At 69.9% G+C, this 20,336-nt stretch carries 22 protein-coding genes; 5 read left to right on the top strand and 17 right to left on the bottom strand.

Going from position 1 to position 20,336, the window contains the following annotated elements; all coding sequences use genetic code 11:
* Positions 1-13: 13 nt before the first annotated feature.
* The 4 genes from A5681_RS04580 to A5681_RS04565 all read right to left on the bottom strand — a co-directional run bounded on the left by A5681_RS04580 (position 14) and on the right by A5681_RS04565 (position 3,886).
* Positions 14-1,525 (bottom strand): YifB family Mg chelatase-like AAA ATPase, encoded by a 1,512-nt coding sequence (locus tag A5681_RS04580; RefSeq protein WP_067269812.1) that lies wholly within the window; start codon positions 1,523-1,525, stop codon positions 14-16.
* A complete protein-coding gene (locus tag A5681_RS04575; protein ID WP_067269810.1) occupies positions 1,525-1,902 on the bottom strand; it encodes a YraN family protein in 378 nt (125 codons plus the stop codon). Before A5681_RS04575 ends, A5681_RS04580 begins: the two co-directional genes overlap by 1 nt.
* A 114-nt stretch (positions 1,903-2,016) precedes the next feature.
* Entirely contained in the window at positions 2,017-2,835 is an 819-nt protein-coding gene (gene fdhD, locus A5681_RS04570) for a formate dehydrogenase accessory sulfurtransferase FdhD (protein ID WP_067269809.1), read from the bottom strand.
* 70 nt (positions 2,836-2,905) lie between these two features.
* Positions 2,906-3,886, bottom strand: a complete 981-nt coding sequence (locus tag A5681_RS04565) for an NAD-dependent epimerase/dehydratase family protein (RefSeq protein WP_067269807.1) — start codon at positions 3,884-3,886, stop codon at positions 2,906-2,908.
* A gap of 270 nt (positions 3,887-4,156) precedes the next feature.
* On the opposite strand from A5681_RS04565, the gene A5681_RS04560 reads away from it, so the two are divergent.
* Positions 4,157-4,906, top strand: coding sequence for a GAF and ANTAR domain-containing protein (locus A5681_RS04560; RefSeq protein WP_067269805.1), 750 nt, complete (start codon positions 4,157-4,159; stop codon positions 4,904-4,906).
* Positions 4,907-4,912: 6 nt separating this feature from the next.
* Here A5681_RS04560 and A5681_RS04555 read toward each other — a convergent pair whose 3' ends face one another.
* From A5681_RS04555 to rplS, 4 genes are all read right to left on the bottom strand, one after another.
* Positions 4,913-5,218, bottom strand: coding sequence for a DUF2469 domain-containing protein (locus A5681_RS04555; protein ID WP_007171389.1), 306 nt, complete (start codon positions 5,216-5,218; stop codon positions 4,913-4,915).
* 4 nt (positions 5,219-5,222) lie between these two features.
* On the bottom strand, positions 5,223-6,017 hold the full coding sequence (locus tag A5681_RS04550) for a ribonuclease HII (RefSeq protein WP_067269803.1): 795 nt from the start codon (positions 6,015-6,017) through the stop codon (positions 5,223-5,225).
* A 2-nt stretch (positions 6,018-6,019) separates the two neighbouring features.
* Positions 6,020-6,907, bottom strand: coding sequence for a signal peptidase I (gene lepB, locus A5681_RS04545; RefSeq protein ID WP_067269801.1), 888 nt, complete (start codon positions 6,905-6,907; stop codon positions 6,020-6,022).
* Positions 6,908-6,976: 69 nt separating this feature from the next.
* Positions 6,977-7,318: a 50S ribosomal protein L19 gene (gene rplS, locus A5681_RS04540; protein WP_007775353.1), complete on the bottom strand. Its 342-nt coding sequence runs from the start codon at positions 7,316-7,318 to the stop codon at positions 6,977-6,979.
* A 346-nt stretch (positions 7,319-7,664) separates the two neighbouring features.
* Here rplS and A5681_RS04535 point away from each other — a divergent pair, with 346 nt between their 5' ends.
* Positions 7,665-8,633, top strand: coding sequence for a hypothetical protein (locus tag A5681_RS04535; RefSeq protein WP_067269798.1), 969 nt, complete (start codon positions 7,665-7,667; stop codon positions 8,631-8,633).
* A 33-nt stretch (positions 8,634-8,666) separates the two neighbouring features.
* Here the strand turns inward: A5681_RS04535 and trmD are convergent, their stop codons facing one another.
* The 5 genes from trmD to A5681_RS04510 form a co-directional block, all read right to left on the bottom strand.
* Positions 8,667-9,362 (bottom strand): tRNA (guanosine(37)-N1)-methyltransferase TrmD, encoded by a 696-nt coding sequence (trmD, locus tag A5681_RS04530; protein WP_067269796.1) that lies wholly within the window; start codon positions 9,360-9,362, stop codon positions 8,667-8,669.
* A complete protein-coding gene (gene rimM / locus A5681_RS04525; RefSeq protein WP_067269794.1) occupies positions 9,359-9,880 on the bottom strand; it encodes a ribosome maturation factor RimM in 522 nt (173 codons plus the stop codon). Before rimM ends, trmD begins: the two co-directional genes overlap by 4 nt.
* A gap of 17 nt (positions 9,881-9,897) precedes the next feature.
* Positions 9,898-10,140 carry an RNA-binding protein gene (locus A5681_RS04520; protein ID WP_003878715.1) on the bottom strand — a complete coding sequence of 81 codons (243 nt, stop codon included), beginning with the start codon at positions 10,138-10,140 and terminating at the stop codon, positions 9,898-9,900.
* A 7-nt stretch (positions 10,141-10,147) separates the two neighbouring features.
* Positions 10,148-10,669, bottom strand: a complete 522-nt coding sequence (gene rpsP, locus A5681_RS04515) for a 30S ribosomal protein S16 (protein ID WP_067269793.1) — start codon at positions 10,667-10,669, stop codon at positions 10,148-10,150.
* Positions 10,670-10,915: 246 nt separating this feature from the next.
* Positions 10,916-11,335, bottom strand: coding sequence for a nuclear transport factor 2 family protein (locus A5681_RS04510; RefSeq protein WP_067269791.1), 420 nt, complete (start codon positions 11,333-11,335; stop codon positions 10,916-10,918).
* A 59-nt stretch (positions 11,336-11,394) separates the two neighbouring features.
* On the opposite strand from A5681_RS04510, the gene A5681_RS04505 reads away from it, so the two are divergent.
* A complete protein-coding gene (locus A5681_RS04505) occupies positions 11,395-12,270 on the top strand; it encodes a D-alanyl-D-alanine carboxypeptidase family protein (protein ID WP_067269789.1) in 876 nt (291 codons plus the stop codon).
* Here the strand turns inward: A5681_RS04505 and A5681_RS04500 are convergent.
* From A5681_RS04500 to ffh, 4 genes are all read right to left on the bottom strand, one after another.
* Entirely contained in the window at positions 12,265-12,867 is a 603-nt protein-coding gene (locus A5681_RS04500; RefSeq protein WP_067269787.1) for a TetR/AcrR family transcriptional regulator, read from the bottom strand. The genes A5681_RS04505 and A5681_RS04500 overlap by 6 nt on opposite strands.
* Before the next feature lies 1 nt (position 12,868).
* On the bottom strand, positions 12,869-14,698 hold the full coding sequence (locus tag A5681_RS04495) for an N-acyl-D-amino-acid deacylase family protein (RefSeq protein WP_067269785.1): 1,830 nt from the start codon (positions 14,696-14,698) through the stop codon (positions 12,869-12,871).
* A 165-nt stretch (positions 14,699-14,863) separates the two neighbouring features.
* Positions 14,864-15,949 (bottom strand): metal-dependent hydrolase family protein, encoded by a 1,086-nt coding sequence (locus tag A5681_RS04490; protein WP_067269783.1) that lies wholly within the window; start codon positions 15,947-15,949, stop codon positions 14,864-14,866.
* Positions 15,950-15,955: 6 nt separating this feature from the next.
* Positions 15,956-17,521 carry a signal recognition particle protein gene (gene ffh, locus A5681_RS04485; protein ID WP_067269781.1) on the bottom strand — a complete coding sequence of 522 codons (1,566 nt, stop codon included), beginning with the start codon at positions 17,519-17,521 and terminating at the stop codon, positions 15,956-15,958.
* 179 nt (positions 17,522-17,700) lie between these two features.
* Here ffh and A5681_RS04480 point away from each other — a divergent pair, with 179 nt between their 5' ends.
* Positions 17,701-18,495, top strand: a complete 795-nt coding sequence (locus A5681_RS04480) for an alpha/beta hydrolase (protein WP_067269779.1) — start codon at positions 17,701-17,703, stop codon at positions 18,493-18,495.
* A gap of 105 nt (positions 18,496-18,600) precedes the next feature.
* Positions 18,601-20,328, top strand: coding sequence for a DEAD/DEAH box helicase (locus tag A5681_RS04475; RefSeq protein ID WP_067269777.1), 1,728 nt, complete (start codon positions 18,601-18,603; stop codon positions 20,326-20,328).
* The last annotated feature ends 8 nt before the right edge of the window (positions 20,329-20,336 follow it).

Here is a 20,336-nt window from a genome sequence, read left to right as displayed (position 1 = left end):
CCGCGGCCGGCACTCATCGCTGCGCCCCCGGCTGCCGGAAGCTCAGCGCGGCCGCGACCTCATCCAGCCCGGGCGACACCCCGCCGGCCAGATCGGTCAGGCTCCACGCGACCCGAAGAGTCCGGTCCAGGCCGCGGATGCTGAGCACCCCACGATCCAGCGCCTTCTGCAGCGGGGCCATCGCCGCATTGCCGGGACGGAACTTCCGGCGCAGCAGCGCCCCGCTGACTTCGGCGTTGGTGCGGAATCCGTGCGGCGACCACCGCTGGGCCGCGGCCGCGCGGGCCTGGGCCACCCGCTGCCGAACCTGGGCCGTCGACTCGGCTTCGCCGCCGGAGAACGCGCCCGCGCGCACCGAGTGCATCTGCACCCGCAGGTCCACCCGGTCGAGCAGTGGACCGGACAGCTTGCCGAGGTAGCGACGCTTGGCCGCGGCGGCACAGATGCAGTCCTGCGGGTCGGCGGGCGCGCAGGGGCACAGGTTGGCGGCCAGCACCAACTGAAAGCGGGCCGGGTAGCAGGCCACACCGTCGCGTCGGGCGAGCCGAATCTCCCCATCCTCCAACGGCGTTCGCAAGGCTTCCAACGCGCTGACGCTGATCTCCGCGCATTCGTCGAGGAAGAGCACCCCGCGATGCGCGCGGCTGACCGCCCCGGGGCGCGCCATGCCCGAGCCCCCGCCGACGAGCGCCGCCATGCTCGAGCTGTGATGCGGCGCCACGAACGGCGGCGTGGTGATCAGCGGCGTCTCCCCCGACAGCAGCCCGGCCACCGAATGGATCGCGGTGACCTCGAGTGACTCACTCTCCGACAGCGGCGGAAGCAGCCCCGGAAGCCGTTGGGCGAGCATCGTTTTGCCGACACCCGGTGGTCCCGTGAGCATGAGGTGGTGTGAACCGGCGGCGGCCACCTCGACCGCAAACCGCGCCTGCGTCTGCCCGACCACATCGGCCAGATCCATCGCGGGTTCCGGCGGGGTGGGCGTGGTGGTGATCCGGTTCTGCAGGGCGACGGATCCGCTGAGCCATTTCTGCAACTGCCCCAGCGTGCGCACGCCCCAGACGTCGATGCCGTCGACCAGGCTGGCCTCGGCCAGGTTGTCGACCGGGACGACGACGGCCGGCCAGCCGTCGCGCTTGGCGGCCAGCACCGCCGGCAGCACGCCGCGCACCGGGCGCACCCGGCCGTCCAGCGACAGCTCGCCCAGCAGCACCGTCTTCTCCAGGCGATCCCACGGGTTCTTGCGCTGCGCCGACAGGACCGCCGCGGCCAGGGCGATGTCGTAGACGGACCCCATTTTGGGCAGCGTCGCCGGTGACAGCGCGAGCGTGAGCCGCGCCATCGGCCAGCTGTTGCCGCAGTTGGTGACCGCGGCCCTGACCCGGTCGCGGGATTCCTGCAGGGCGGCGTCCGGCAGACCCACCAGATGAACGCCCGGCAGTCCGGAGGTGATGTCGGCTTCGATCTCCACGATCTGTCCGTCCACGCCGCGGACGGCGACCGAGAACGCGCGGCCCAGTGCCATCAGCCGATCCCTTGCAGATGGGTGATTTCGGGGGTGCGCCGGCGCCCGATCCGCACCCGGATCACGTCGATGCGCAGCGCCGCCCAACGCGCGTCCTGGCCCGCCAGCCACAGCCCGGCCAGGCGGCGCAACCGGCGGACCTTACGCTCGGTGACCGCGTAGGCCAGCCCGCCGTAGCCGTCGCCGGTGCGCGTCTTCACCTCGACGAACACCACCGTGCGGGTGGCGTCATCGCAGGCGATCACGTCGAGCTCGCCGTAGCGGCACCGCCAGTTACGTTGCAGGACACGCAATCCCGCCCTCGTCAGGTGATCCACGGCGAGCGCCTCACCCAGCGCGCCGAGCTGGACCCGGGTCAACGTCGTTTCGGTCGTCATGCCGGCCACTGTGCGGGCCGGCCCCGACACGGCGGGCCGCAGCGGCGCGGGTGAGCCGTCCGCGACGGCCGGTTATCCCCAGTGCCGCGTTCATCCACAACCGGCCGGATGCGTCTAGCGGATGCGATCGGCCCGGGTGTAGATGTTCATCGAGTCCTCGCGCAGAAAGGCGACCAACGTGATCCCCGACTCCTCGGCCAACGAGACCGCCAGCGACGACGGCGCGGACACGGCGGCCAGCACCGGAATCCCCGCCAGCACCGCCTTCTGCGTCAACTCGAAGGAGGCCCGCCCACTCACCAGCAGCACGGAGCCCTCCAGCGGCACCCGGCGCTGTTCCAGCGCCCAGCCGATGACTTTGTCGACGGCGTTGTGCCTGCCGACGTCCTCGCGCACCGCGAGCATGGTCCCATCGACCTCGAACAGCGCGGCGGCGTGCAGGCCGCCGGTGCTGTCGAAAACCTTCTGCGCGGAACGCAGTTGGGCGGGCATCGCCTCGAGCGTGGCCGCCGCAAGAGTCGCGGGATCCGCCCCGGGGGCGAAGCGGCCGATCAACCGCACCGCATCCAGCGACGCCTTGCCGCAGACGCCGCACGAGGAGGTGGTGTAAAAGTTTCGGGTCACGTCGAGGCTGGGCGCCGCGACGCCCGCGGCCAGCGTCACGTCCAGGACGTTATAGGTGTTCGCGCCCTCGACGGCGCCACCGCAATAGCGGATGGTCTGCACGTCGTCGCGGCCCGCGATGATTCCCTCGGTGAGCAGAAAGCCTTGCGCCAGTTCGAAATCCGCCCCTGGAGTGCGCATGGTCACGGTGACCGCCGCGCCGTTCACCCGGATCTCGAGCGGTTCCTCGACGACCAGGCTCTCGGGCCGGGTGCTGGCTTTACCGGCGGTCAGGTGCTTCACCCGCCGGCGCTCAGTTACGCGCCGCACGAGGCGATTTCACCGTCGGCGGGCATTGCGGCGGAGCGCAGAGACCTCACGCAGCAAAACTACCTCGGCCTCATAGCGCCGAGGCCAGCGCGGTCAGGGTTTCCGCCGAGGAGTGGACCGGCCGCCAGCCGAGTTGGGTGCGCGCCTTGGTGGTGTCCATGACCATGGACGTGCGTGCGGTGTGCAGCCATTCCAGCATGGACGGAACGAGCGGCACGCGGGAAAGCGCCGCCGACGCCGCGACGGCCGCGGCGGCGGGGACCCGGACCGGGCGGCCACCAAGCGCCCTGGCCACGTCGGCCACCGTGACGACCCCGTCGCCGGCGATGTTGTACGCGCCGGGCGGCGCCGGCGCGGTGGCCGCGAGCGCGATCGCGCTCGCGCCGTCGTCGTGGTGCACCAGCTGCAGCGGGTAGCCCGGGTCGGGGACCACCGGCTTCAGTACCGGCACCGCCTTGACCACGGCTCGCATCGGGCCGGGCAGCTGGTTCCACGGCATCGCGTCGGCGAGGGCGGTGGCGTTGGGACCGGCGACGATGCACGGCCGCAACACGAAGACTTCCAGGGGCGAGTCCTTGGTGATCTCGCCGAGCAGGGCCTCACACGCCGCCTTCTGCTCCGAGTAGTAGTGCTCCTCGGAGCCCCGCGCCGGCACGTCCTCGGTCAGCGGGTCCGGGTTGTCGCGGTGGTACCCGTAGGCCGCCACCGACGACGTGTACACCAGGCGCCGGGTCCGCTCGCTGGCGACCGTCGCCTCGAACACGTTGCGGGTGCCCTGCAGGTTGATGCGGGCGCTCTCTTCGCGCGAACCCATGATGATGAAGGCCAGGTGGATCACCACGTCGGCCTGGGCCACGAGGGCGTCGACGGCCTCGCGGTCGAGAATGTCGCCCTGCTGGTAGGTGGTCTTCTGCCAGCCGCGCGAGGACGGGTCGAACGGCCGGCGCGCCATCCCGATGATGGCGTCCACGGCCGGTTCGCGCTCCAGCGCCGTCACCGCGGACATCCCGATCTCACCGGTCGGCCCGGTCACCGCGACGGTAATTCCCACCCCAGGACTCTTTCCCCTCCAAGGCCCGCCGAAACCACTGGTGGGAAACGTCACCCATGGCGCCGCCTCGAGCTGGCGCCATTCGCGAGCGCCGGGCGCGCGGCTGCCCGTAATGTCAGCAAATGTCCGCCGGCCCCGGCACTGACGGCCGAGGCTGACGATTTCGCCGCAATCGCGCCGAACGGCATGTGAGGGCAGCGACGAGAGCCGATAATCTACGGCGATCGAACGCGGGTCACGCTGCCGACTGCGCAGGAAAAGAGGCACAGCATGGGGGACGATTCGACGGCCACGGAGCGGCCGACTCCCGGCGGGGAGAAGGCCGACCCCGGGACAGTCTTCGCCGCGCTGGCCGAGATCATCTACCAGGGCTCGGACGCCGGCCAGATGTATGCGGCCATCTGCGTCGCCGCCACCCTGGTCGTCCCCGGATGCGACCACGCCAGCCTCTTGGTGCGCGAAGGCGACCGCTACGTCACCGTCGGCGCGAGTGACCGGCTGGCGCAGGAGGTCGACGAGCTGGAACGGCGTTCGGGCGACGGGCCGTGCATCGACGCCATCGAGGAGGAAACCCCGCAGATCGACCCCGACCTCACCTCGCCGTCGCTGTGGCCCAAGCTGGCGAAGGTCCTGGTGGCGGAAACCCCGGTGCGCGGGGCGATGGGCTTTCGGCTGCTGGTGGACAAACGCAAGGCGGCCGCGCTCAACCTCTTCAGCGACACCCCCAACCTGTTCGACGCCGAGGCGGCCGGGCGTGCGGCGGTGCTCGCCTCGTTCGCCAGCGTGGCCATCAACGCGGTCGCCAAGGGCGAGGACGCCAGCAGCCTGCGCCGGGGACTGATGAGCAACCGCGAGATCGGCAAGGCGGTCGGCATGCTGATGCTGCTGCACGACATGAGCGAGGACCAGGCGTTCGAACTGCTGCGCCGCCATTCCCAGTCGCTGAACATCAAGCTGGCCGACGTCGCGCGGGTGGTCATCGAGAGACGCGGCCAGCTGCCGCCCCCGGAAGAAGGCTAGGCCCGACTATTCGGGCAGCCGCAGCTCGGGCTTTTCCACCTCTTCGATGTTGACGTCCTTGAACGTCACCACCCGCACCTGCTTGACGAACCGCGCCGGCCGGTACATGTCCCACACCCACGCGTCGGACAGCCGCAGCTCGAAATACACCTCGCCGTCGGCGTTGCGCGGCACCATCTCGACGCTGTTGGCCAGGTAGAACCGCCGCTCGGTTTCCACGACGTAGCTGAACTGCCCGACGATGTCCTTGTATTCGCGGTACAGCGAGAGCTCCATCTCGGTTTCGTACTTTTCGAGATCCTCGGCACTCATCTGTTCAGACGTCCTTCTCGGAGAAACACTTCCCCGGCGTTCCGCCCAGGGAATCCTGGTCCCATCTTTCCTCACCGATATCCGCCGCGCGCGGGCGGAGGTCCGGTCTGCATTCGGCCACCACGCGGCCACCCCGCCCCTGTGACCCTATGGCCACCCGCCGGACGTTGATGAAGGAATGGCGGTGTTCGGGGCACGGCCCCAGCTGCGTCAGCGCTGCGCTGTGCGCCGGTGTGCTGTAACCCTTGTGCTCAGCGAAGCCGTAACCCGGGTGGTCGGCGTCCATGGCGACCATCAGCCGGTCCCTGCTCACCTTCGCCAGCACGCTGGCCGCGGCGATGCAGGCCGCCACCGCGTCGCCCCCGATGACCGGCAGCGACGGCACCGGCAGCCCGGGGACGCGGAATCCGTCGCTGAGCACATACCCGGGCCGCACCGGCAGGCCTGCGACGGCACGCCGCATGCCCTCGATGTTCGCGACGTGCACGCCGCGCCGGTCCACCTCGGCCGGCGGGATGAACACCACGTGGTAGGCCAGCGCGTAGCGGCGGATCAATGGGAACAGCTTCTCCCGGGCGGCCTCGGTGAGCTTCTTCGAATCATCAAGGGCTGCAAGGCTTTCCAGCCGTCCCGGGCCAAGCACACAGGCGGCCACCACCAGCGGGCCGGCGCAGGCGCCGCGGCCGACTTCGTCCACGCCCGCGACCGGGCCCAACCCGCTGCGGTACAGCGCGGATTCCAGGGTGCGCAATCCCGACGATTTGCGGATCACCGTCCGCGGCGGCCACGTCGTGGCCATGGCTACTGATGCTGCTGCGGGTTCACCGAAGACACGCCGCCCCAGCGCCCCGGCGGCCACACGATGAACCTCGCCTTGCCGATCACGTTGGCCACGGGGACCGTCCCCGACGTCGGATCGCCGGTACACAAGATGCCCTTGAGCGCCTCGGCCGGGACGCTGGTGCAGTGGGCGCGGGAGTCGGCCGAATGCGTCCGGTTGTCGCCCATCACCCACAGCCGCCCCTGCGGGACGGTGACCGGCCCGAACTCGCTGCCCAGGCACGGGTACACCGACGGGTCGGCCATCATCGTGGCCGGATCCAGGTAGGGCTCCTTGAGGGGCTTGCCGTCGACCGTCAAACCGGTGTCGGCGCGGCACTGCACCGTCTGTCCCCCGACCGCGATGACCCGTTTGACCAGGTCGTTCTCGTCGGGAGGCACGAAGCCGATGAAGGACAGCGCGTCCTGCGCCCAGCGCAGCACGGTGTTCTTGGACCGGATCGACTTGTAGCCGAGGTTCCAGGAAGGCGGCCCCTTGAAGACGATGACGTCACCGGGGCGCGGCGGGCCGAAGCGATAGGTGACCTTGTCGACCATGATCCGGTCGCCGACGCAGCCGGCGCACCCGTGCAGCGTCGGCTCCATCGACTCCGACGGGATCAGGTAGGGCCGCGCCACGAACGTCAGCATCACGTAATAGAGGGCCACCGCGATCACCGCCAGCAGCGCGAATTCCCGCAGGGCGGACCGCTTGGTCCGCTCCGGCGCGTCCTCCGGCGCGTCGGCCGGCTCGGGAATCGATTCGGCAGCCTTGGCCGCCTCGCCTTCGGGAGGGTCCGGGATGCGGGTGGAGACCTTCGGCTCTGACTGGGCGGACGGGGGCTCAGGTGAGTCCGTGGGATCGGTCACGAGATCAGAGTAGCCAGCTCAGATTGTGGCGCTGTAAACCGACCGGGACTGCCGCCCGGCCGTCCCAGCTCAGCGCTTTTCCTTGATCTTGGCCTTCTTGCCGCGGAGCTCACGCAGGTAGTACAGCTTGGCGCGGCGGACATCGCCACGGGTCACCACCTCGATGTGGTCGATGTTCGGCGAGTGCACGGGGAAGGTCCGCTCGACGCCCACGCCGTAGCTCTCCTTGCGCACGGTGAAGGTCTCGCGGATGCCGCCGCCCTGCCGGCGGATCACCACGCCCTTGAACACCTGGATGCGCTCCTTGGCGCCCTCGATGACCTTGACGTGCACGTTGATGGTGTCGCCCGGGCCGAAAACCGGGATGTCGTCGCGCAGCGACGCTTGGTCGACGAAGTCCAGGCGGTTCATCTTGAGAAGGCACTTCCTTGCGGTCGCGGCCTGCGGCAACAGCCCTCACCTGGGGTGTGAGGCGGTCGCCAAGCCGATGGTTTTGGGCAACTTGCGCGTATCTCGCAGCAGGCGGAAGCGGCCCGGCCGGCCGGCAACCGCTGGAGACAACTGGTCAATTGTGCCAGACAGGGCGCTTGCCACGAAAATCACAGCTTCCGAGGCGGTTCGCAGCGCGCCGAAAACGCTGGTGAATGGTACATATGACTGGGGCCAGAACGCGCTACCGGATCTTGCGTGACGGCCGGATCAGGTGGCGCGACGCGGCCCGCGCCTGTGCACCGTCCGAGCCAGCCGGAGGAGAGGAATGCGCGTTCGGCCGCTGACTTTGTTCACCGCCACAGCGGCGGTGGCGCTGGTGGTGGCCGCCGGTTGCGAGGCGAAGGTACAGGCCAAGGTCTACAACTTCCCGGTGTTCGTCACCCCCGATGGGGGCCTGCGCCAGGCGCCCCCGCAGCGGGCGCAGCTGATGCTCGAGGCGGTCAAGCCGACGCAGCCGGAGGAGCAGTTACCCAGCCCGGGGCCCGTCGGGCTGCAGGCTCGGGTACAGCAGGCGGTCGACCAGGCCGCGGCGGGCGGGGCCGCCCTGTCGGTGGCGATCCTCGATCGCAAGACCCATCAGCTGGTTTCCACCGGCAACAGCCAGGTGATCGGCACCGCCTCGGTGGCCAAGCTGTTCATCGCCGACGACCTGCTGCTGCACGAATCCGAGGGCAAGGCCGCGCTGAGCGCCGACGACCGGCAGGCGTTGGACATCATGTTGCAGTCCTCCGACGACGGCGCGGCCGAGAGGTTCTGGGCCCAGGGCGGCGAGAACGCCATCATCACCGCGGTCGCGGCCCGCTACGGACTGGCGTCGACCACCCCGCCCAGCGACGGACGCTGGTGGAACACCATGAGCACCACGACCGACCTGGTCCGCTACTACGAAATGCTGCTCGACGGGTCCGGCGGACTGCCGCCCGACAAGGCGAAGCTCATCGTCGACGACCTGGCCCAGTCCACGCCGAACGGCCTCGACGGCTATCCGCAACGCTTCGGCATCCCGGAGGGCTTGTACGCCGAACCGGTGGCGGTCAAACAGGGCTGGATGTGCTGCATCGGCAGCGACTGGATGCACCTGTCGACCGGGGTGATCGGTGCCGACCGCCGCTACATCATGGTGGTGCAGTCCCTGCAGCCCTCCGACGACGCCACCGCCCGCGAGACCATCACCCGGGCGGTCAAGACGATCTTTCCCGAAGGCCGGATCGACCCGCTGCGGCGCGGGCTCTAAAACCGACTGCCCCAGCAGTGCCGTTCGCGGGCTCTAGTCAGACGGGTCCAGCAGCTCCGGGCGGCGTTCGCGGGTGCGCTGCAACGAAACCTCTCGCCGCCATGCCTCGACGCGCGCGTGGTCGCCGGAGAGCAAGACCTCGGGCACGTCGAGCCCGCGCCAACTCGGCGGCCGGGTGTAGCTGGGCCCCTCGAGCAGCCGGTCCAGGGCAGGTGAGTGCGAATCCTGTAGGTGCGATGCGGGATTGCCGAGCACTCCCTCGAGCAGGCGCACCACGGCTTCGATCATCACCACGGCCGCCGACTCCCCGCCCGGCAGGACATAGTCGCCGATCGAGACCTCCTCCACCCGCATCCGCCGGGCGGCATCCTCGATGACCCGCTGGTCGATGCCCTCGTAGCGGCCGCACGCGAACACCAGGTGCTCCTCGGCGCTCCACCGCTGGGCGTCGGCCTGCGTGAACAACGCACCGGCGGGTGTGGGCACCACCAAAACGGTTCGCTCCGAACAGATTTCGTCCAACGCTTCGCCCCACACCGGCGCCTTCATCACCATCCCGGGGCCGCCGCCGTAGGGCGCGTCGTCGACCGAGCGGTGCACGTCGTGCGTCCACCGGCGCAAATCATGCACCCGCAGGTCGACCCGGCCCGACTGAATCGCCTTGCCGGGCAACGACTGCCGCAGCGGGTCCAGGAAGGCGGGAAAGATGGTGACGACGTCGATTCTCATGCCAGATCCAGCAGGCCCTCGGGCGGATCGATCTCCACGACACCGTCGTCCAGCGATACCGATGTGACGATCGCGCCGACGAACGGCACCAGCACTTCCCCGCCGTCGCCCCGGCGCACCGCCAACAGCTCGCCGGCGGCGGTGTGCAGCACCTCGACGACGACACCGACGTCGCGGCCCCTCACGGTCCGGACGTGCAGACCCTCGAGCTGGTGGTCGTAGTAGGTGTCCGGCTCGTCGATGGGGGGCAGTTCATCGGAGTCGACGACGAACAGGGTGCCGCGTAGTGCGTCGGCGGAGTCACGATCGGTCACCCCGGCCAAACGCACCAGCAGCCGCCCCCCGTGCTCACGCGCACTCTCGACGACGAAGTCGCGCTCTTCCCCACCGCGGGACGCCTTGCCGCGCAGGGTGTTACCCGGGGCGAAGCGGGCGCCGGGGTCGTCGGTGCGGATCTCGACGACGACCTCGCCGCCGATGCCGTGCGCCTTGGCGACGCGCCCGACGGTCAACTCCAACGGAGTTCCATGAGCGGCTACTGGTCGGTGTCCACCACGTCGACGCGGATACCGCGGCCACCGATGCCGGCGACCAGCGTGCGCAGGGCGGTCGCGGTCCGACCGCCGCGGCCGATCACCTTGCCCAGGTCGTCGGGATGGACGTGGACCTCGACAGTTCGGCCGCGGCGACTGGTCACCATGTCCACCCGGACATCGTCGGGATTGTCGACAATCCCGCGGACCAGGTGCTCCACCGCGTCAACGACGACCGTGCTCATCGCCGCGTCAGCTTTCGGTGCCCGGCTCGGCCTGCTCGCCGCCCTCGGCGGCCGTCTCGGCCGGCGCGGCCTCAGCGGGAGCCTCGGCGGCGGCTTCCGGCGCGGCAGCCTCCGGCTCGGCGGCCTTGGCGGCCTTCTTCGCCGGCGCCTTCTTCTTCGGCTTGGCGGCCTCGGTGGTCGGGCCGCCCTCGGCCTCCGCCAGCGCGGCGTTGAACAGCTCGAGCTTGCTGGGCTTGGGCGGGGCGACCTTCAAGCGGCCCTCCGCGCCGGGCAGACCCTTGAACTTCTGCCAGTCGCCGGTGATCTTCAGCAGCTTGAGGACGGGCTCGGTGGGTTGAGCGCCGACGGACAGCCAGTACTGGGCGCGCTCGGAGTTGATCTCGATGAGGCTCGGGTCTTCCTTCGGGTGGTAACGACCGATGACCTCGATGGAGCGGCCGTCGCGCCGCGTCCGGGCGTCGGCGACGGCGATGCGGTACTGGGGATTGCGGATCTTGCCAAGCCGGGTGAGCTTGATCTTCACAGCCATGGTTAAGCGAATTCTCCTGTGTGTGTCACGCTGCAATTCAGCGATCGGGGCGGGATGCCCGGATCCGGTTTTGCCTCGCGTGTCTGACCACGAAGCGATGCGTAATCGCTCGGCGGACAGCCGCCCATTGTGCCAGAACAGGGCGCCGCGCCAGAAATCGCGGCGATGGCGCCCAGATTGCCGCCATGGTCGTGGCCCGGGCGTTCCGCACGGCCGCGGCGGCAATCTCGGCGAAGGCCGCCCGGTCTACATCACCTTCTGGAAGACCTTCGTCTCCACCCGGCGGGTCATCCGCCAGCCCTCGGGCGTACGGACGAACTCGTCGTCGTACCAGAGCCCGCAGAACAGCACCTGATCGTTGTCGCCGCCGAGCACCATCGGGTTGAAGCAGATCACCCGCGAGGACGCCTTGTCGCCGTCGATCTGCACCGAGAAATTGCCCAGCATGTGCGCGTACACCGGGAAGTTCGGCAGCACCTCCGACAGCCACTTCTTGACCTCCGGGTAGTGGCCCTCGATGCCCCCGAGCGCGGTGTAGTCGATGTACGCGTCGTCGGTGAACACCTTGTCGAGATCGTCGAAGCGGCGCTGGTCAATGGCGGTGGAGTAGTCCACCAGCAGCTGCTGGATCTCTAAGCGGTCGGAAATCTCGGCCAGGCTCAACATGCATCGGACAGTAGACGAAAATCGACGCGGAAAAGGCCCGGAAGTTAGACTTTCGGCCCATGCGCAAGGTCATGGCCGCAGCAGCGGCGCTGCTCACGGTCGGTGCGTGCGCTGCCGGCGTCCCGGCGTCGTGGGCCGACAGCATGCAGCCGGTGGGCTCCGTGCCGATCCCGGACGGCCCGGCTCAGACCTGGATCGTCGCCGACCTGGACAGCGGTCAGGTGCTGGCCGGCCGCGACCAGAACGTGGCCCATCCGCCGGCGAGCACCATCAAGGTGCTGCTGGCGTTGGTGACCCTGGACCAGGTCAGCCTGGATTCCACCGTCGTCGCCGACACCGCCGACACCCAGGTGGAGTGCAACTGTGTCGGCGTCAGACCGGGCCACCTCTACACCGCGCGCCAGCTGCTGGACGGCCTGCTGCTGGTCTCGGGCAATGACGCCGCCAACACGCTGGCGCACATGCTCGGCGGAGCCGACGCCACGGTCGCGAAGATGAACGCCAAGGCCGCCTCCCTGGGCGCGACGAGCACCCACGCCGCGACGCCGTCCGGGCTTGACGGGCCCGGCGGGTCCGGGGCCTCCACGGCGCACGACCTGGCCGTCATCTTCCGAGCCGCGATGGCCAATCCGGTGTTCGCCCAGATCACCGCCGAGCCGTCGGCGATGTTCCCCGGCGACCACGGGGATCAGCCGATCGTCAATCAGGACGAGCTGTTGCAGCGCTATCCCGGCGCGATCGGCGGCAAGACCGGCTTCACCGACGCCGCGCGCAAGACCTTCGTCGGTGCGGCCGCACGCGGTGGCCGGCGGCTGGTCATCGCGATGATGTACGGCCTGGTCAAAGCCGGCGGGCCGACCTACTGGGACCAGGCCGCGACGCTGTTCGACTGGGGCTTCGCGCTCAACCCGCAGTCCAGCATCGGCTCGCTATAGGTCCGCGTCCGGCGCCGCCGCGGACAACAGCGTCATCAGCATCGGAATCCGTTGCTCGGAGATCTGCGGCTGCGGCAGCACGCCTTCCACAACGGCGGCCCCGTCGAACACATTGGTCAGCACCGCCACCAGCACCGGGAACGTCTCCTGCGGAAAGCTCTCCGCCCCGGGCAGGGCGCGGGCGGCCTCGTGGATCTTGGTGGAGTACTGCCGCAACTCGTGTTGCAAAGTGGCCCTGAGCTTTTCGTCGGTGCGCGCGGCGACCAGCAGTTCGTAGAGCACCGCGTTGCTGGGGGCGGCGGTGACGTCGCGCAGGATTCCCAGGGCGGCTTCGAGCGCCGGCCGATCGGGCGGAATCTCGGCGACGCGCTTGGTGAACGTCTCGAGCTGACGGCGCAGCACCTCGGACGCCGTGGCCGCCATGAAGTCGCCCATCGTTTCGAAGTGCCGGAACAGGGCGCCCACCGACACCCCGGCGCGCTTGGTGATCACGGCGGCCGACGCCCGGGCGTAGCCGACCTCGATGATCGTGTCGATGCAGGCGTCGAGGAGCCGCCCGACCGTCTCCTCGCGGCGCTGCTGCTGGGTTCTGGCCACGTCAGGCCCCGATTCTCGCGGCCCCGAGGCCCCGCTGCCGCTGACCCGCCCGCAGGTAGCGGCCCGACCTGACGGTCTGGCCGTAGCCGTCGCGGAACCGGCCCCCGCGGAAGACCACGGCGCCGCCCACGCCGGTCGCGACGACGGCGTCGTCGTTGCGGTTGACCATGCGTCGCAGGCCGCCGTAGAAGGGCACCTGTTCCTCGTAGTAGCCCTCGACCGCCTCGTTGAGGCGGGCCGGGTCGATCACCACGAAGTCCGCCCGGTCGCCCTGGCGCAGCGTGCCGGCGTCGATGCCGAACCACTCCCCCAGTTCGCCGGTCAGGCGATGCACCGCGTGCTCGGTCGACATGAACGGCGTGCCGGCCCGCGCGGCGTCCCGGGCCCGCTTGAGCAGCTTGAGCGGGAAGTTGTAGAAGGCCATGTTGCGCAGGTGTGCGCCGGCGTCCGAGAAGCCCATGTGCACGCTGCCCTCCTTGGCCAGCGCGTCGAGCAGCTTCGGGCGGTGGTTGGCGACGATCGTCGTCCAGCGGACATTGCGTTCACCGTTTTCGACGAGCACGTCGAGGAACGCGTCGAGTGGGTGCAGGTTGCGCTCGTCGGCGATGGCGCCAAAACTCTTGCCTATCAACGACTTATCGGGACATTCGACGATCACCGCGTCGTGGAAGTCGCGATGCCACAGCGACGGCCCGAGCTTCTTGCGGTCGAACTCGCGACGGAACTTCCGGCGGTATTCCTTGTCGGCCAGTAACTCGTTGCGCTGCAACTGGTCCCGCAGGTGCAGGGCGGCGGTTCCGGCACCGAACTCCTCGAAAACCGGCAGGTCGATCCCGTCGGAGTACAACTCGAACGGCACCGGCAAGTGCTGGAATCGCACCTGCGCGCCCAGAAGCTTGTTGAGCAGGCGAGTCCCCGGGCCGAAGACGTATACCGACAGCGGCATCGACTTGGCATCGGCGGAAACCAGCATGCTCATGCGAACACCCTTGCCCCGGTTGAAGATCCGGCTGCTGGCCAGGAAGAACAGCATGCCGGTCGCCGGCTTCGCCACGTTAGGGGCGCTCTGCAGGATGCGGCCGCGCTTGCGCAGCACCTTGATCAGCCTGCGCCGCTCGCGCCAGGTCGCGAAGGTGGACGGCAGCGCGCGCGAGCGGAAGCGTTCACCGTCGAGTTTGTCGATGGCCGCGTCCATCCCCGACATGCCGAGCACCCCGGCGTCGAGCGCCTCGTCGAGCAGGCTCGCCATCCGCTCCAGCTCCGCGTCGGTGGGCTGGATTGCGGCGTCGGTGGCCCGGTCGAGGCCCATCACCGCGGCCCGCAGGTCCGAATGGCCAAGCAGCGAGCCGATATTCGGCCCGAGCGGCAGGGCGTCGATCGCCTTGACGTATTCCGCCGCGCAGGACCAGGTCTTGTTTTGCAAAGCGCCGTAGACGTATTCGCGGGGCACGGCCTCGACGCGGCTGAACAGGTCGGCGGCGTCCTCGGAGTTGGCGTAGACCGTGGACAGCGAGCAGTTCCCCAGCAACACGGTGGTGACACCGTGACGCACGGACTCCCGCAGGCCCGGGTCCAGCAACACCTCGGCGTCGTAGTGGGTGTGCACGTCGATGAAGCCGGGCACGACCCACTTGCCGGCCGCGTCGATCACCTCGGGGCAGCCCGTTTCGTCGAGCGCGCCGTCGGACACCGTGGCCACCACGCCGTCGCGGATGCCCAGCGTGCGGGTCTGCGGTGCACAGCCGGTGCCGTCGAACCACAGCCCGTCGCGGATGATCACGTCGTACGCCACTTTTGCCTCCAGTCGTCGTGGTAGCACAGACCGTAACATAGATAGCAAGCACTCGCAATCTTTTCTGGATGTCGGCGTGGCGAGCCTCTGACCAGGGCCGATGCAACTCGGGGACGGCGGGGGTCGTTGCTTAAGGGCGGCGCGGGTCGCGAACCGGCGTCTAAGGCGCGCGCCGCCGACGGCGTTGGCCGCGGCCCGCGCGAGCTACGCCGAAGGACGAAAAACCTTGCCGCGCAATATCACCAGGTCCGGGCGGCGCAGGACGGCCGGCCCCGACCGCGGGTCGTCCGAGTAGCACACCAGGTCCGCGGACGCGCCGTGATCGAGGCCGGGCCGGCCCAGCCACCGGCGGGCGTCCCAGCACGCCGCGCCCAGCGCCTCACCTCCGCTCATCCCGATGCCCTTGAGCGCCTCGACCTCGTCGGCGATGCGGCCGGGAGCGACCATGGTGCCCGCGTCACTGCCGGCGTAGATCGGCACACCTGCATCGCGCGCCGCGGCGAGCCGCCCCGGGCCGCGGGCATGCAAATCGCGCATGTGGGCGGCGTAGGTCGGATACTTCTCGGCGGCGGCAGCGGCGATGCCGGGGAAATTCTCGACGATGTTGACGAGCGTGGGGACCAGGACGGTGCCCTGTTCGGCCATGAGCTCGATGGTGTCGTCGGTGAGGCCGGTCCCGTGCTCGATGCAGTCGATACCGGCGTTGATCAGGCCGGGCAGCGCGTCCTCGCTGAAGACGTGCGCGGTGACGCGGGCGCCGTGGGCGTGCGCGGTCTCGATCGCGGCCTTGAGCACGTCGTCGGACCACAGCGGAGCGAGGTCGCCGACGGTGCGATCGATCCAGTCGCCGACCAGCTTGATCCAGCCGTCCCCGCGGCGCGCCTCTTCCGCGACCGCCTCGGGCAGCTGCCACTCGTCTTCGAGCTCGCGCGAGAAGCCCGCCGCGTAGCGCTTGGGCCTGGCCAGGTGTTTCCCGGCCCGGATGATGCGCGGCAGGTCGTCGTGATCGTCGAGGCTGCGGGTGTCGGTGGGTGAGCCGCAGTCCCGCAGCAGCAGCGCACCGACGTCGCGTTCGATTTCGGCTTGGGCGATCGCGTCGTCGAGGGGGATCTCGCCGCGCTCACCGAGGCCGACGTGACAGTGGGCGTCGACGAGGCCGGGCAGAATCCAGCCGCCATCAAAGACGGTGTCTGCGCCGGCGACCGGTTCGGCGCTGATGCGGCCGTCGACGATCCACAGCTCGGTCGGGGTCTCGTCGGGCAGCCCGACGCCTCGCACGTGCACGCGCACGGCGGGCTAGTTTCTACCCGGGTTGCCTGGGAACTTGAGCTTGGACAGGTCGAAGTCCGCCAGCCCCGGCGGCAGTTCGTTGAGGCCCTCGGGCATGTGCGACAGGTCCGGGAAACCGGCCGGCATGCCCGGCATCCCGGCGCCGAGTGGGTTGCGGACCTTGGGCGGGGTCGGACCGCGGCCACCCTTCTTGCCCTTCTTGCCCTTCGCGCCCTTGGCCTTTCGGGTCGCCGACTTGCGGCCCATGCCGGGAATGCCCATGCCGCCGAGCATCGACGACATCATCTTGCGGGCCTCGAAGAAGCGGTCGACCAGCTGGTTGACGTCGGACACCGAGACGCCGGACCCGTTGGCGATGCGCAGCCGCCGGGAGGCGTTGATGATCTTCGGGTCGGCCCGCTCCTCGGGCGTCATGCCGCGGATGATGGCCTGCAGGCGGTCGAGTTGCTTGTCGTCGACCTGCGCCAGCGCGTCCTTCATCTGCCCGGCCCCGGGCAACATGCCCAGCAGGTTGCCGATCGGACCCATTTTGCGGATGGCGAGCATCTGCTCGAGGAAGTCCTCGAGCGTCAGCTCGCCGGTGCCGATCTTGGCGGCGGCGGCCTCGGCCTGTTCGGCGTCGAAGACCTGCTCGGCCTGTTCGATCAGGCTCAGCACGTCGCCCATGCCCAGGATGCGGCTGGCCATCCGGTCCGGGTGGAAGACGTCGAAGTCCTCCAGCTTCTCCCCGGTGGACGCGAAAAGGATTGGGACGCCGGTCACCTCGCGGACCGACAACGCCGCGCCGCCGCGGGCGTCGCCGTCGAGCTTGGTCAGCACGACGCCGGTGAAGCCGACGCCCTCGCGGAAGGCCTCCGCGGTGGTGACGGCGTCCTGCCCGATCATCGCGTCGAGCACGAACAGCACCTCGTCGGGGTTGACGGCGTCGCGGATGGCCGCGGCCTGGGCCATCAGCTCGTCGTCGATGCCCAGGCGCCCCGCCGTGTCGACGATGACGACGTCGTGGTGCTTGGCCCGGGCTTCGGCGAGCCCCGCGGCGGCCACCGCGACCGGGTCGCCGGGCCCCGATTCGGGCGATTCGCCGGGATGGGGCGCGAACACCGGTACCCCGGCGCGCTCACCGACTACTCGCAGCTGGTTCACCGCGGCCGGCCGCTGCAGGTCGCAGGCCACCAGCAGCGGGGTGTGCCCCTGACCGCGCAGCCAGGCGGCCAGCTTGCCGGCCAATGAGGTCTTACCGGAACCCTGCAGGCCGGCAAGCATCACCACGGTCGGCGGCGTCTTGGCGAAGGCCAGCTGGCGGGTCTCGCCGCCCAGGATGCCGATGAGCTCTTCGTTGACGATCTTGACGACCTGCTGCGCCGGGTTGAGGGCACCGGAAACCTCGGCGCCCCGGGCGCGCTCCTTGATCCGGGTGACGAACGCCCGCACCACGGGCAACGACACGTCGGCTTCCAGCAGCGCCAGCCGGATCTCGCGGGTGGTGGCCTCGATGTCGGCGTCGGTCAGTCGACCCTTGCCGCGTAGTCCCTGAAGTGCACCGGTCAACCGGTCGGACAGCGATTCAAACACCCCGCCAGCCTAGTGGTTGTGCGCGTCGGCCGGCTTGGCGCCGCCGCGGGTCACCACTCATTGAGGCAGGCCCGACGACGCCCGTCGGACCGCGACACTGCAACCACGCACACGACACGCCGGCAAACGTGTGCGTGGTTTCAGTCTCGGCGCGGCGGCGCGCGGGCTTGAATGGGCTCATGCTCGAGGTGATCGACAACGGATCCTGCACCCGAGACCATCCGGTGCCGCTGCTCTTCGTGCACGGCGGCTGGCACGGCGCATGGTGCTGGGAGCACTTCCTGGACTTCTTCGCCGACGCGGGCTACCGCGCGGTCGCGGTGAGCCTGCGCGGGCACGGGGGCAGCCCGACGGCCAAGCCGCTGCACAAGGTTTCCCTCGCCGATTACATCGAGGACGTCCGGTCGGTGGCCGACGACCTGGGTGGCGGGCCGGTGCTGATCGGACATTCGCTGGGCGGCTTCGTAGTCCAGCGCTATCTCGAAGATCGCAGCGCGCCGGCGGCGGTGCTGGTGGGCTCCGTCCCGCCGCAAGGCGTGCTCACCTTGGCGTTGCGGGTCTGGCGCCGCCGGCCGTCGATGACCATGGAAGCCTGGAGCGACCCCACGCTACTCAAATTCCTCGCCACCCCGGCGCTGGCCCGCGAGTACCTGTTCTGCGCCGACACGCCCGAGGCCATCGTCGAATCCTGCAGGCAACGCGCCGGAGCCGAGAGCGTCCGCGCCGCCATGACCGACCCGGTGCTCCGCCGCGTCCGAACCCGGCGGGTGAGGACCCCGATCCTGGTCCTGGGTGCCGAGCACGACGGGTTCGTCAGCGTCGGCGAGGTACGCGCCACGGCGCGCGCCTACCGGACCGAGCCGCATTTCTTCTCGATGGGGCACAACATGATGCTCGAGCCGGGCTGGGCTGACGTCGCCGAACGCATCCATGGGTGGCTCGAGGCGCGCGACCTGGCGAGCCAGGCGCGGTAACCTCGCCCGAGTCGTTACTGCGCCGAAAAGCGTTGGCGTGCTAGATTTCACAGCCATCGCCTAATCAGGCTCGGCACATTCGAGAACTGCAACCACCGGGGGGAAATGTCCGTGCAACCGGTCGCTCGCACGGAGACCTCCGTCGACGACAGCGGCGGCCGGGCGCTGCGCGGATGGCAGCGCAGGGCGCTGGTCAAATACCTGACCGGCCAACCGCGCGATTTCCTGGCCGTGGCGACCCCGGGATCCGGGAAGACGACGTTCGCGTTGCGGGTGGCGGCCGAATTGCTGGGCCAGCGCGCCGTCGAGCAGATCACCGTCGTGGTGCCCACCGAGCACCTCAAGGTGCAGTGGGCGCAGGCCGCGGCCCGGCACGGCATCGCCCTGGACCCCAAGTTCGCCAACTCCAACGCCCGGATGTCGGGCGAATACCACGGCGTGATGGTCACCTACGCCCAGGTCGCCGCGCACCCGACGCTGCACCGGGTGCGCACCGAGCAGCGCAAGACGCTGGTCGTCTTCGACGAGATCCACCACGGCGGCGACGCCAAGACGTGGGGTGACGCCATCCGCGAGGCCTTCGGTGACGCCACCCGCCGGCTCGCCCTGACGGGCACGCCCTTCCGCAGCGACGACAGCCCCATCCCCTTCGTGGCCTACGAGTCCGGAGCCGACGGGGTGCGGCGTTCGCGGGCCGACCACACCTACGGCTACGCCGAGGCGCTCGCCGACGGGGTGGTCCGCCCGGTGGTGTTTCTGGCCTACTCCGGCGAGGCGCGCTGGCGGGACAGCGCCGGCGAGGAGCACGCCGCGCGGCTGGGCGAGCCGCTGACCGCCGAGCACACGGCGCGGGCCTGGCGCACCGCGCTCGACCCCGCCGGGGAATGGATGCCGGCGGTGATCGCGGCCGCCGACCAACGGTTGCGCCAGAAGCGCGAGCACGTGCCCGACGCCGGCGGCATGATCATCGCCTCCGACCGCACGGCGGCCCGCGCCTACGCCGCCCTGCTGACGAGGCTGACTTCGGAGGCGCCGACGGTGGTGCTGTCCGACGACCCCGGATCATCCGCGCGCATCAGCGAATTCGCCGCCGGTACCAGCCGGTGGCTGGTCGCGGTGCGCATGGTTTCCGAGGGCGTGGACGTGCCGCGGCTCTCGGTCGGGATCTACGCCACCAGCGCGTCGACGCCCCTGTTCTTCGCCCAGGCCGTCGGCCGGTTCGTGCGATCGCGCCGCGCGGGCGAGACCGCGAGCATCTTTTTGCCGTCGGTGCCCAACCTGCTGCAGCTCGCCAGCGAGCTGGAGGCCGAGCGCAACCATGTGCTCGGGGAGCCGCACCGGCCGGACGAGGACCCCCTCGACGGGGACCCGGCCACCAGGACGCAGACCGAGAAGATCGACGCCGACAACGGCTTCACCTCCTTGGGCGCCGACGCGGAACTGGACCAGGTCATTTTCGACGGGTCGTCGTTCGGCACCGCCGCCCCGGCCGGCAGCGACGAGGAGGCCGACTACCTCGGCATCCCGGGTCTCCTGGATGCCGAACAGATGCGGGCGCTGCTGCACCGCCGCCAGGACGAGCAGCTGCAGCGACGGGCCGCGCAGCCGGCCGCGGTGTCCGCGGCGCCCACGTTGCACGGCCAGCTGCGCGACCTGCGCCGCGAGCTGAACTCCCTCGTGTCGGCCACCCACCACCGCACCGGCAAGCCGCACGGCTGGATCCACAGCGAACTGCGCCGGCGGTGCGGCGGGCCGCCGATCGCCGCCGCGACCCGCGAGCAGATCCAGGCCCGCATCGAGGCACTGCGCCGCCTCAACGCCGAGCACTCCTAGCGCCTCGA

This window comes from Mycobacterium scrofulaceum (assembly GCF_001667885.1).
Lineage (GTDB): Bacteria > Actinomycetota > Actinomycetes > Mycobacteriales > Mycobacteriaceae > Mycobacterium > Mycobacterium scrofulaceum_C.
The sequence above is the reverse complement of the archived record's forward strand: the minus strand, read 5'-3'. Positions and strand labels throughout refer to the sequence as shown.

Coding starts and splice junctions, on each gene's coding strand:
- A5681_RS04480 (WP_067269779.1), top strand. CDS start 17,701: ATGCTCGAGGTGATCGACAACGGATCCTGCACCCGAGACCATCCGGTG.
- A5681_RS04495 (WP_067269785.1), bottom strand. CDS start 14,698: ATGTTACGGTCTGTGCTACCACGACGACTGGAGGCAAAAGTGGCGTAC.
- A5681_RS04520 (WP_003878715.1), bottom strand. CDS start 10,140: ATGAGCACGGTCGTCGTTGACGCGGTGGAGCACCTGGTCCGCGGGATT.
- rplS (WP_007775353.1), bottom strand. CDS start 7,318: ATGAACCGCCTGGACTTCGTCGACCAAGCGTCGCTGCGCGACGACATC.
- A5681_RS04575 (WP_067269810.1), bottom strand. CDS start 1,902: ATGACGACCGAAACGACGTTGACCCGGGTCCAGCTCGGCGCGCTGGGT.
- trmD (WP_067269796.1), bottom strand. CDS start 9,362: ATGAGAATCGACGTCGTCACCATCTTTCCCGCCTTCCTGGACCCGCTG.
- A5681_RS04535 (WP_067269798.1), top strand. CDS start 7,665: ATGCGCGTTCGGCCGCTGACTTTGTTCACCGCCACAGCGGCGGTGGCG.
- A5681_RS04510 (WP_067269791.1), bottom strand. CDS start 11,335: ATGTTGAGCCTGGCCGAGATTTCCGACCGCTTAGAGATCCAGCAGCTG.
- rpsP (WP_067269793.1), bottom strand. CDS start 10,669: ATGGCTGTGAAGATCAAGCTCACCCGGCTTGGCAAGATCCGCAATCCC.
- A5681_RS04475 (WP_067269777.1), top strand. CDS start 18,601: ATGTCCGTGCAACCGGTCGCTCGCACGGAGACCTCCGTCGACGACAGC.
- A5681_RS04555 (WP_007171389.1), bottom strand. CDS start 5,218: ATGAGTGCCGAGGATCTCGAAAAGTACGAAACCGAGATGGAGCTCTCG.
- A5681_RS04505 (WP_067269789.1), top strand. CDS start 11,395: ATGCGCAAGGTCATGGCCGCAGCAGCGGCGCTGCTCACGGTCGGTGCG.
- A5681_RS04560 (WP_067269805.1), top strand. CDS start 4,157: ATGGGGGACGATTCGACGGCCACGGAGCGGCCGACTCCCGGCGGGGAG.
- A5681_RS04550 (WP_067269803.1), bottom strand. CDS start 6,017: ATGGCCACGACGTGGCCGCCGCGGACGGTGATCCGCAAATCGTCGGGA.
- A5681_RS04580 (WP_067269812.1), bottom strand. CDS start 1,525: ATGGCACTGGGCCGCGCGTTCTCGGTCGCCGTCCGCGGCGTGGACGGA.